The organism is Parolsenella sp. (genome assembly GCF_982402205.1).
Map to the genome: position 1 here is coordinate 1 of NZ_CEVYAT010000045.1, position 10,564 is coordinate 10,564.

Annotated in this window: 10 protein-coding genes and 1 pseudogene; 2 read left to right on the plus strand and 9 right to left on the minus strand. The window is 64.9% G+C overall.

The window, feature by feature from the left end:
• Nucleotides 1-13 precede the first annotated feature (13 nt).
• On the minus strand, nt 14-1,051 hold the full coding sequence (selD, locus tag AC1VTH_RS03935; RefSeq protein ID WP_481334817.1) for a selenide, water dikinase SelD: 1,038 nt from the start codon (nt 1,049-1,051) through the stop codon (nt 14-16).
• A 162-nt stretch (nt 1,052-1,213) separates the two neighbouring features.
• The gene (locus AC1VTH_RS03940) at nt 1,214-2,503 is read right to left on the minus strand and encodes a double-cubane-cluster-containing anaerobic reductase (RefSeq protein ID WP_481334807.1); all 1,290 of its coding nucleotides are present in this window, start codon (nt 2,501-2,503) and stop codon (nt 1,214-1,216) included.
• Between the two features lie 532 nt (nt 2,504-3,035).
• Between AC1VTH_RS03940 and AC1VTH_RS03945 the strand changes: the two genes are divergently transcribed.
• Entirely contained in the window at nt 3,036-4,256 is a 1,221-nt protein-coding gene (locus AC1VTH_RS03945; protein ID WP_481334809.1) for a M20 family metallopeptidase, read from the plus strand.
• A gap of 166 nt (nt 4,257-4,422) precedes the next feature.
• On the opposite strand, the gene AC1VTH_RS03950 is transcribed toward AC1VTH_RS03945, so the two are convergent.
• Genes AC1VTH_RS03950 through AC1VTH_RS03960 form a run of 3 tightly spaced genes read right to left on the minus strand, consistent with a single transcriptional unit; the run spans nt 4,423 to nt 5,509 of the window.
• Nucleotides 4,423-4,644, minus strand: coding sequence for a hypothetical protein (locus AC1VTH_RS03950; RefSeq protein WP_481334810.1), 222 nt, complete (start codon nt 4,642-4,644; stop codon nt 4,423-4,425).
• Nucleotides 4,645-4,646: 2 nt separating this feature from the next.
• On the minus strand, nt 4,647-5,135 hold the full coding sequence (locus AC1VTH_RS03955; protein WP_481334811.1) for a type II toxin-antitoxin system VapC family toxin: 489 nt from the start codon (nt 5,133-5,135) through the stop codon (nt 4,647-4,649).
• Nucleotides 5,135-5,509: a type II toxin-antitoxin system RelB/DinJ family antitoxin gene (locus tag AC1VTH_RS03960; RefSeq protein ID WP_481334813.1), complete on the minus strand. Its 375-nt coding sequence runs from the start codon at nt 5,507-5,509 to the stop codon at nt 5,135-5,137. The genes AC1VTH_RS03955 and AC1VTH_RS03960 overlap by 1 nt, the downstream gene beginning before the upstream one ends.
• 290 nt (nt 5,510-5,799) lie before the next feature.
• Here AC1VTH_RS03960 and AC1VTH_RS03965 point away from each other — a divergent pair.
• A pseudogene (locus AC1VTH_RS03965) lies at nt 5,800-6,087 on the plus strand (peptide chain release factor-like protein); the annotation flags it as partial.
• 87 nt (nt 6,088-6,174) lie between these two features.
• On the opposite strand, the gene AC1VTH_RS03970 reads toward AC1VTH_RS03965, so the two are convergent.
• The 4 genes from AC1VTH_RS03970 to AC1VTH_RS03985 form a co-directional block, all read right to left on the minus strand.
• A complete protein-coding gene (locus AC1VTH_RS03970) occupies nt 6,175-6,447 on the minus strand; it encodes a metal-sensing transcriptional repressor (protein ID WP_293673779.1) in 273 nt (90 codons plus the stop codon).
• Nucleotides 6,448-6,576: 129 nt separating this feature from the next.
• A complete protein-coding gene (locus tag AC1VTH_RS03975) occupies nt 6,577-6,795 on the minus strand; it encodes a heavy-metal-associated domain-containing protein (RefSeq protein WP_481334814.1) in 219 nt (72 codons plus the stop codon).
• 164 nt (nt 6,796-6,959) lie between these two features.
• Complete coding sequence (locus AC1VTH_RS03980; protein ID WP_481334815.1) at nt 6,960-9,275, minus strand: heavy metal translocating P-type ATPase; 2,316 nt, start codon at nt 9,273-9,275, stop codon at nt 6,960-6,962.
• Between the two features lie 413 nt (nt 9,276-9,688).
• A complete protein-coding gene (locus AC1VTH_RS03985) occupies nt 9,689-10,039 on the minus strand; it encodes a hypothetical protein (RefSeq protein ID WP_481334816.1) in 351 nt (116 codons plus the stop codon).
• Between the last annotated feature and the right edge of the window lie 525 nt (nt 10,040-10,564).

The following is a 10,564-nucleotide window of genomic DNA, read 5'->3' on the forward strand; positions in this document are numbered from 1 at the left end:
GCGCGCGGGATCGCTACATCCCTACGATAACGGAGTGCTCGCCGCGCGGCTCGCAGGTTCCCACCACGGCGGCGGGCTGGCCCTTCTCGCGCATGCGCTCGGCGTACGTCTTGGCCTGGTCTGCCGGCAGCGCCACGAGGAGGCCTCCTGAGGTCTGCGGGTCAAACAGGATGTCGGAGAGGTCCAGGGGCACCTCGGCGCCCATCTGCACGCGCGGGCCAAAGAAGTCGCGGTTGCGGTAGGCGCCGGCCGGGATCAAGCCCATGCTCGCCATCTCACGGGCGCGCGCCATGACGGGCACGCTACCTGCGCTGATGCGGATGGTGACGTCGCTTGCCTCGGCCATCTCGCAGCCGTGGCCCATGAGCGAGAAGCCCGTGACGTCGGTCGCGGCATGGGCGTCGAGCCCGGCAAGCGCCTCGGCGCCGTACTTGTTGAGCGTGATCATCGAGTCCGTGGCGACCTTGACGCCGGCGTCGTCGAGCAGCTGGGCCTTGTGGGCCGTGGTGAGCACGCCCGTGCCCAGCGCCTTGGTGAGCACGAGGGCGTCTCCCACTCTGGCGCCGCCGTTGGCGAGCATGTGCGCCGGGTCGACGAGGCCCGTCACGGCCAGGCCAAACTTGGGCTCGTGGTCGTTGATCGAGTGGCCGCCCGCCACGATAACGCCGGCCTCGGCGCACTTGTTGGCGCCGCCGGCCAGGATCTGGCCCGCAACCTCGAGGCCCAGGCAGTTGGGGAAGCACAGGAGGTTGAGCGCGAGCTTGGGCGTGCCACCCATGGCCCAGACGTCGGAGAGGGCGTTTGCGGCCGCCACCTGGCCAAACAGGAACGGGTCGTCGACCATCGGGGGGAAGAAGTCCGTGGTGCCCACGAGCGCCTGGCCGCCTCCCAGGTCGTAGACGTAGGCGTCGTCGGAGGCGTCGAAGCCCACGAGCAGGTTGGGGTCGTCGATGCGCGGCAGGTCCGCGAGCACCTCAGAGAGGTAGCCTGGCGCGAGCTTGGCCGCGCACCCGGCCGCCTCGACGAGCTCCGTGAGCTTCACTCCGGTCATGTCCATGTGGTACTTCTCCTCCTGTTCAAATAACGGGCTGGGACAATAGGTGCCTGAGCAACCGTCCCAGTTGGGACAAAAGTGCTACGGGCTATATTGTCCCATTCCCCAGATAAAGTGGGACGATAAAGCTACGGGCTTTATCGTCCCAACGCTTGGCAGCTAGATGGTCTCGAGGAACGCCTCGATGCGGGTCTTGAGCTGGCCCGCGTCCTCGCCGGCATAGTCGGTCGTGATGTGCATGAACGGGATGCCGGCCTTCTCGGCGGCCTTCTCGACACTAAAGGCTTCCATCTCGTAGAGGGTGCAGAACTGCAGCGAGCAGTCGATGATGCCGTCGGCGTGCAGGTCGCGCGCCATCTGCACGACGTCCTCCATGCGCTGGTCGTTGGGGGTAAAGACGGCGCAGCTGATCTTGAAGTAGCGCTCGGCGATGGCGTCGAGCATCTCGTCGACCGTGGTGCCGCCCTCGTCGACCAGGTCCTTGTAGTAGCGCGAGCCCGTGCAGGACTCCTCGCCCACCACGACGCCGCCGGCCTTCTCGATGATGTTGAAGAGCTTCCAGTTGGGCACGGCCATGGGGGTGCCGGTGTAGAGGATGCGCTTGGTGCCCTTGGGCGTCACGCCCTCGCCAGCGGCGGCGCGGGCCTCGCACTCCTCGGCCATCTTGTTGACGGCGTCGGTGAGGCGCGGGGTGTCGTCCATGAAGGCGGCCTGCACCGTGAGCAGGCTGTCGAGGCCGCTGATGGGCGCGGGGTCTGCGGCACGGGTGGCCGAGAGGCGCTTGAGTGCGCGGCGCTTCTCGTTCACCGCGTGGATGGCGGCGGACAAGCGCTCGGCCGTGAGCTCGACGCCGCACTCCTCAGAGATCTTGGCCGCGAGCTTCTTGACCTCGGCCTTCCAGTCCTCGAGTGTGCGCTCGTTGTGGACGTTGGGGATGTCGACCACGTACATGTTCTTCTGCGTGGCAAAGAACTCGTAGGCCTTCTTCTTGCCGTCGCAGGTGTTCTCGCCCACCACGAGGTCGCTCGACTCGATGTAGGGGCAGACCTGGCCCAGCTTGAAGCCGGCGAAGCTCTTGATGAGCGGGCAGGTGTTGCGCGGCAGGTGCTCCTCGACCTTGTCGGTTGCCCAGTCGGCGCCCGAGCACAGGCCCACGGGAATGCCGTCACAGGCCAGGACGATCTCCTCGGGGACGTAGAGGCAGAACGAGCCCGCTATCTTGGTGGCCTCGCCGCTGGCCTTCTTGTCGAGCATCTCCTTGATGCGACCCGAGTGGATGTTGGTGGCAACGAAGTCGAGGTAGCTGGTCGACGCGGGGCGGTTGCTCTGGGTGAGGAACATGTCGCCGTACATCTGGCCCACGGTGCCCAGAAGCATGTCGTGGTCCTCGAGGTTTATGCCGAGCGAGTCCCACATGGGGTGGAAGTCGTACTGCTCGTTGTCTGCCATGGCTCTCTCCCTTTTGTCTGCGCGCGCCACTGCGACGACGTGGCGCCTTGGGCCCCGCCGCGCGCATGGCGCTCGCTGGTTGCGGGCGCCCGCGGCCCCGCGCCGCCGACGCCCCCTTCTCTGGCGCCGCGCGGTCCTGCGCCGCGATGCACCCTTTGGGTTCGAGGGTACCCCCGTCGAGTGTGCGATAATTTTTTCTTACACAACGTTATCGGCGAGGATGTATAACGATTCTGCGAGCGGTAAACCCTTGGCCAACCGTTGTTCCTCGCTGGGATAACGCAACGGGGACAGGGGGACGTGTCTTTTGTCCCCGCCGCCCGGGGACAAAAGACACGTCCCCCTGTCATGTGAGCAGGCCTTTCTCGCATGGAAACCTGACAAATCCTACTATATGACTGGTATTTTGGCACGCTCCTTACTCGCATATTGAGTTCAATGGCATAAAAGTAAGTCATGAATTCGAGGACAGACCTATCATGGGGTCAAAAGACAGCGATTGGGCGCGCAGCGCCCAGATGTGGAGGCGGCAATGGACGCGCAGGCGCACACGAAGACGGGCGACGAGGCTTGGGAGCTCGCCCGCGAGCTCGTGATGATTGACTCGTCGGACCCTGGCGCCTACGAGGGGCAGATCGAGTGCTACACCAAGCGTTGGCTCGAGGAGCGCATCGACGAGCTACCGCCCGCCCTGGCCGCCCAGGTGGTCGTCGAGGAGCTCGAGGTGCTGCCCGGCCGCACCGAGCTCATGGCCACGATTCCCGGCACGTCCAACGACCCGCGCCTCGTCTTCATCTGCCACATGGACACCGTGACCTTGGGCGACGGCTGGGACGCCGACATCGACCCGCTGGGCGGCCTCGTCCGCGACGACCGCCTCTACGGGCGCGGCGCCTGCGACATGAAGAGCGGCCTGGCGAGCGCCCTCATAGCCTTTGCCGACGAGCTCGAACGCGTGGGCGCCAGCGGCAAGCTGCCGCGCCGCGGCATCTCAATCATCTGCAGCGTCGACGAGGAGGACTTCATGCGCGGCGTCGAGGCCGCGATCGGGGCCGGATGGGTTGGTGCAGACGAGTGGGTGCTCGACACCGAGCCCACCGATGGCCAGCTGCAGGTTGCGCACAAGGGGCGCACGTGGTTCGAGGTCACGATGGAGGGCGTCACGGCCCACGCGAGCCAGCCCTGGAAGGGGGCAGACGCCATCGCGGCGATGTCCGAGGCAATCTGCCGCATCCGCAGGGGCATCCTGTCCCAGCCCACCCACGACGAGCTGGGGCCCTCGACGGTAACGTTTGGCCAGGTGGAGGGTGGTTATCGACCCTACGTCGTGCCTGACTCGTGCAAGGTGTGGATCGACATGCGCCTGGTGCCGCCGTGCAACACCGAGGTGGCCAGGGGCATTGTGAAGCGGGCGATTGCCGAGGCCGAGGACGCGGTGCCGGGGTGCCACGGCTCCTACGTGTGCACCGGCGACCGCCCCGCCATCGAGCGCGACCCCGCGTCGCCGCTAGCCGCCGCCGTGCTCGATGCCACGCGCGAGGTCTGCGGCGAGCCGGCCGAGGTGAGCATCTTCACCGGCTACACCGACACGGCCGTCATCGCCGGGCGCTGCGGCAACCACAACTGCATGAGCTACGGGCCGGGGTCGCTAGCGCTGGCGCACAAGCCCAACGAGTATGTGCCCCACGCCGACGTCCGCCGCGCGCAGGCCGTCCTCACGCGCCTGGCCGAGCAGGTCTGCCGCGGAGAGTAGCGAGGACGCCGGAGCTTCCTCACGGCGCGCCTTGCACGGCGCTTCTCGGCCGTCTTATCTCGACAGAGCGTTTCGCACGGCGTTTCTCGGCCGCAACGCTCATTTCTCAACCACAACGCCCCGGAGCCAAACCAGCAGTTCCGAGGCGTTGCTTGTATGTGGAAAGCTACTCACCAGCAGACTCATCCGCCAGCCATTCGCTCCCGTAGCATTTCTCGAACAGATGATTGACCAACTGCTCCCTATCGTAATCAATACGTTCTTGAACGGTCATATCGCTCTTGAAGGGCCCGGGTGACAAGCCAGCCTCGATGATGAACTTCCGCCGGTTTTCTTCAACCTCGGAAAGCAGGTCCGGTTCCGCGGGAGACGTTGGTGGGGTCGTCATGTCTATGCTTCCATGAGAGTGATGAAGTCATCAGGGCTAAGGGTCGGAACGATTGCGTGCCGCAGAAAGTCTTTGTCGCACGTGAGCACGTAGTCGGCCTTTGCCCGCTTGGCCGCGGCCATAATCAGGCAGTCCTCGAAGTCCATGTGAACCTTGCAGTATTTGCGAGCAAGCCAGATGTCCGAGCTGTCGATGCCCACTGCCGTGGCGCAGTTGTCCATAGACTCAAGGCAAGCGGCCGCCACCATCTCGATGGCCTTGGCCTCCTGGCTCGTAATGCAGCCGGAGCATTGGCGCGCCTCGTTCTTGAGCTGCTTTACAACGAGATAAAACACATCCTTGGCCGATGTGGCGGCGTAGAGAAGCTGCGCACCACGCCCGGCGGCAAGGTCGAGGCTCTTCGAGGACTTCGTTGTTCCGCGCCGAGCACCATAGAAGTTGTCGACCCACACGTTTGTGTCGACCATTATGCGGACGTCAGTGAGATCCATCAGACCGACCTCGCGTCCTTCTCGGTCAAACGCTCCTCCAGATAGGAATCGCGAAGCTCGCCATAGTCCAAGCCGTCTTCGAACAGAACTGGGTTTTCTCCCAACCCAAGCTTGGACATCGCCTCGCAAATCTCCGCGCGCCCTTGGCGCAGCGCCTCAAGCTGCGGCGTTATCCCGTCCTCCTCAGCCGGCGCCTCCTTGAGCACCGTCCGGAGCGCCTCAGACTTGCCACCCGTGCGAGCGGCATAATCCCAGAATGCACGAATGGCCTCGGAGGGAGTAAAGCCCTCCTCCTTGAAGACGCGATCACCCTCCTGCTTGAGGGTGCGGTCGATCCTCGTGTTCATCTGGACCATCGTTGACGTGGCAGCCATGCTATACGCTCCTCTCGCGTGCTATACATCGAGTGTAATACGCGTGGCTAAGAAGGGCAACTGGGTGTTCCATAGCTTTGTAGCTGCGGTTTTACACAAACTGCTGTTTCTGACGCGCAGTTTTGCACAAAGCTGCGGTATATGACGCAGAATTGAGCTATACGGCGGAGAATAGCACACGGTGCGTTATCATGGACGCCATGGAAAACAAGCAGCTCACATACCACGACTACGCATGCATGGCGCGCCTGCCCCTCGACCAGCTGGCCGAGCAGTGCAGCGCGCAGGCCTTCCATGCGTCGGGCCCCGGCGGGCAGTGCGTCAACACGACCGACTCGGCCGTGCGCATGACCCACGAGCCCACGGGCATCGTCGTCGTGTCGCGCGAGAGCCGCAGCCAGTTCCGCAACCGCCAGCTCTGCCTCGCCAAGATCCGCGAGGAGCTCGGCCGCCGCGGACGCGCGCCCAAGGTTCGCCACCGCACGAAGCCCTCGCGCGGACAGCGCCAGCGCCGCCTCGACGACAAGCACCGCCGCTCGCAGGTCAAGCAGCTGCGCGGCCGCTACCACGACGAATAGCGCAAGCAAAGCAAACGCCATATGACAGAGGGACGCGCCTTTTGACATATGACAGAAGGCACGTCCCTCTGTCCTGCCCCGCTATCGCTACCTCGAGAGCTTGTCGATGACGCCCTCGATCTCGGCGAGCTTGACGTCGCGTTCGGCCTCGTCGCCGCAGCAGCACGCCGTGCGCACGCAGCCCGCGACGTGGGCCTTGAGCACGGTGGCGTTGGCCTTGGCCACAAGGCTCTCGATGGCCATGAGCTGGTTGGATATGTCGATGCAGTAACGGTCGTCCTCGACCATCCGCACCACACCGTCGAGCTGGCCGCGCGCGGTCTTGAGCAGGTTGAGCACGGTCTTAGGGTCTGCCTGCATGTTCTTCTCCCCCACGTCTGGGCACGTGCGCGGCGCACGGCACCCGCCGCCCGCCACGCACGCGTCTCACAGTACAAACGTATGCGCGCCGCAGGTCCCCTCCCGCGACAACGCGCCATCTACCTGCGGTTAATTGGCCGCAACCTCGAGCACCTTGTACGAGCCGGCACCCTCGATGGCCTCCCTGAGGACATCGGCCGAAACGCCCTCGCTGCACTCGACCGTCACGACGTTGGCGTCGTGGTCGGCCTCGGCGTCTGTCACGCCGGCGACCTTGAGCAGCGCACTCTCGACGGTGGCCTCGCAGTGGCCGCACATGATGCCCTGGGTCTTGATCGTGTAGTTCATCTATCTCTCCTTATCTTTGCCAGGGCGGGCAGGCCGCCCCATTGATGACGTTGCCGAGACGAGCGGCCAGGCCGGCCCATCCCATTTTTGCTGCCGAGAAGGACGAGCGACAGAGCGGCCGCCCGTCGCGCGGGACAAAAGACGCGTCCCCGCATCCCATCTTGCTACACCCGTGGGCGGAAGCCGCGAAGGCGCAGGGCGTTCGTGACGACGCAGACGCTCGAGAGACTCATCGCCGCGGCGCCGAACATCGGCGAGAGCTGCCAGCCCAGCAGCGGGTAGAACACGCCCGCCGCCAGCGGGATGCCACAGGCGTTGTAGCACAGCGCCCAGAACAGGTCCTGCTTGATGTTGCGAATCACCGCGCGCGACAGCTCGACGGCGCGCGCCACGTCGAGCAGGTCGGAGTGCATGAGCACCACGTCGGCCCCCTCCTTGGCGATGTCGGCGCCGCCTCCGATGGCCAGGCCCACGTCGGCACGGGCAAGCGCGGGCGAGTCGTTGATGCCGTCGCCCACCATGGCCACGCGCAGGCCCTGCTCCTGCAGCTCGCGCACGTGGCGCTCCTTGTCGGCGGGCAGCACCTCGGCGACGACCTCGTCTGGCTCAAGGCCCACCTCGGCGGCGATCGCCGCGGCCGTGAGCACGTTGTCACCCGTGAGCATAAGTGGGCGGATGCCCAGCCCGCGCAGGGCCGCGATGGCCGCGCGACTCGTCTCCTTCACCTGGTCTGCCACGGCGATGGTACCCATGAGCTGGCCGTTCTTGGCAAACATGAGGGCCGTCTTGCCCTCCCCCGCCAGGCGCGCGAGAAGGTCCTCGTCCACCGCAACGCCCAGCTCGGCCATGAGACGGGCGTTGCCGGCGGCGATGGCGTTGGACCCCTCGCGGGCCGTGACGCCGCGGCCGGGCACGGCGGCGAAGCCTGCCACCTCGCGGGCCACGATGCCGCGCTCGCCGGCCGCGGCGCGGATGGCCTCGGCAAGGGGGTGCTCGGAGGATGCCTCGAGGGCCATCGCGAGCTTGAGCAGGGCCTTCTCGGATGCGGCGCCCGCCACGACGATGTCGGTGACCTGCGGCGCGCCCTTGGTGATGGTGCCGGTCTTGTCGAGCACCACGGCGTTGACGCCACGCAGGGTCTCGAGGGCCTCGGCGCTCTTGAACAGCACGCCCATCTCGGCTCCGCGGCCCGTGCCCACCATGATGGCCACGGGGGTGGCAAGGCCCAGTGCGCACGGGCAGCTGATGACGAGCACCGCAACGCCCGAGGTAATGGCCTCGCTCACGGAACCACTCACCGCCAGCCACACGGCAAACGTCACGAGGGCTATACCTATGACGACAGGTACGAACACGCCGGCGACCTTGTCGGCCAGGCGGGCGATGGGCGGCTTGGTGGCGTTGGCGTCCTCGACGAGCTCCACGATCTTGGCAAGGCTCGTGTCGGCGCCCACGCGGGTGGCGCGGAAGGTGAACGTGCCGGTGCGGTTGATGGTCGCGGCGCTCACGGCATCGCCCGCACGCTTCTCGACGGGCATCGACTCGCCGGTGAGGGCGCTCTCGTCGACGGAGCTCGCGCCCTCGAGCACCACGCCGTCGACCGGCAGGCTCTCGCCCGGGCGGATGCGGATGACGTCGCCCACGGCGATCTGGGCGGCCGGAACCTCGCGCTCCGCGCCGCTGGCGTCGACGACGTTGGCCGTCTTGGGCGCAAGGTCGATGAGGGCCTCGAGGGCGCCGCCGGTCTTTGCCTTGCTGCGCGTCTCGAGGTACTTGCCCACGGTAACGAGAGCGAGGATCGTGCCCGCGCTCTCAAGGTAGAGGTTGTCCATGCCCGTCATCATTGCGGCGTGGACGTCGCCGGCGGCGAGCTGGTCGGCCATGACGAACATGGCGTAGACCGACCACGCGAGGCTCGCGGAGGCGCCAATGGCGATGAGCGCGTCCATCGTGGGCGCGCGGTGGAGAAGGCTCTTGAAGCCGTTGATGAAGTAGGCGCGGTTCTCGTAGACGATGGGCAGCACAAGCAAAAGCTCGGTGAGGGCAAGCGTCATCGAGTGGGTGTGGTCGGTGAAGACGGCCGGCAGCGGCCAGCCCAGCATGTGGCCCATCCCGATGTAGAACAGCGGAACGAGAAAGACGAACGACACGACGAGGCGGTGGCGCATGGCGTTGGCGGCCTCGTCGAGCTTCTTGGTGGGATTGGTAAGTGTGGACGTCGCGCTAGCGCTGACAGCGGCGCCGGCGTCGCCCGATGCCGCGTTTGCCGAGACGGGCGTGGCGGAGTAGCCGGCGCGGTCGACGGCGGCGCAGATGGCGGCGGGCGTGGTGCTGGCTTCGTCGTAGTCGACGGTCATCGAGCCGGAGAGCAGGTTGACCACCACGTCGCTGACGCCGTTGACACCCGCCACCGCCTTTTGCACGTGGGCCTGGCACGCCGCGCAGGTCATGCCTCCCACGTCGAACTTCTCGTGAGCCATATGATGCTCCTCTCGCTCTGGTTGCCGAGGCGCGTCAGCAGGGCCGTCCCCTTGGCACGGGCGCCACTACCCATCCCCCGCGTGTTTCTCGAGTGGAGTATACCCCTCCCCCAGGGGGGTAGGGTCACGAATGTACAAAAGTTAGCCATCTGCGCAACCTAGACGAAGCGAGCCACGCGCACCCGCTTTTACTTGCTCCCGCATCAAGCACCCGTTTCTACGTACTCAGAGGCCAGCTAGCACGTAGAAACGGGTGCTCGGCGGTGGCGGACATGTAAAAGCGGGTGCGGACGAGAACGGCACGCAAGGATAGACGCCACGTGGCGCATCGCCATACAAAAACAGCCCGCGAGCGCGAGGCCCACGGGCTGAGAAATGAGTTAGGGAGGTATCAGCTTCCCCATCTATCCATGCTAGTTGGCGTTTCCTTCAAGTGCCTGTTCCCAAAGCTCTGGCGTAACCACCGAATCGAAGGAGGCCATAAGATCGCCGTCAGCCCATGAGTACGCCTCGTTCTGCTTATCGAGATAGTTTCGTACAAACTTGAGAGCGTTTTCGGGAGCCATATCATCTCCCCCACGGCCTTCCTCGAAGGATGACGCAAAGCCATCATAAACAGCCGGATCAGCAGAGCTGCCGCCCTCCCAAAGATAAGGATTGGCCTCGGAGAGATACTCTCGGAGGCGGTCCGTCCGCTCCAAGTCCCATGCCGCATCAAGCGCGTCAAACATCGTCAGATAGACCTGCCTTGGCGTAAGCTGCATGCTATTTCCTCCTCTTGAATGCGTTCTGCCTGGTCTTACCCGTATTCTTGCTCAGGCCCGTCTCGTCATTCCATGATCGAGGTGAGTCGTTCTGTCCGCAGTTTTGGACTTTCCCATCTAACACGGACGCCCACAGCTGTGTACCATCCGGATTAGTCTTTGCATACCAGGTCTTGCCCCACTTATCAGTTCCCAAACGACATGGCTCATCGTTCACAAGCTCCATGATCAATTGCCTGTTACGAGGGGTGTCCGGCAAATGTCCAACGTCATCCCTGAACATATGGGAGAGTTGGGCGCTTCCGGACGGCAAGTGATTTCCCAACTGGCTGCCAAAGACGCCTCCAAGTCCACCACCCTTCTCACACATGGGCCTCGCCACCATAATAGCGCTCGGCCTGGCCGCTAAAGAAGTAGATCGGGATCTCGCAGTTCTTCACGTAATCGAAGACCCCATAAGAGTCTTCGCCGACGACAACGATGCCTGTCGGGGCCAATTCGTTCACCGCGCGGACAAGACCGCCC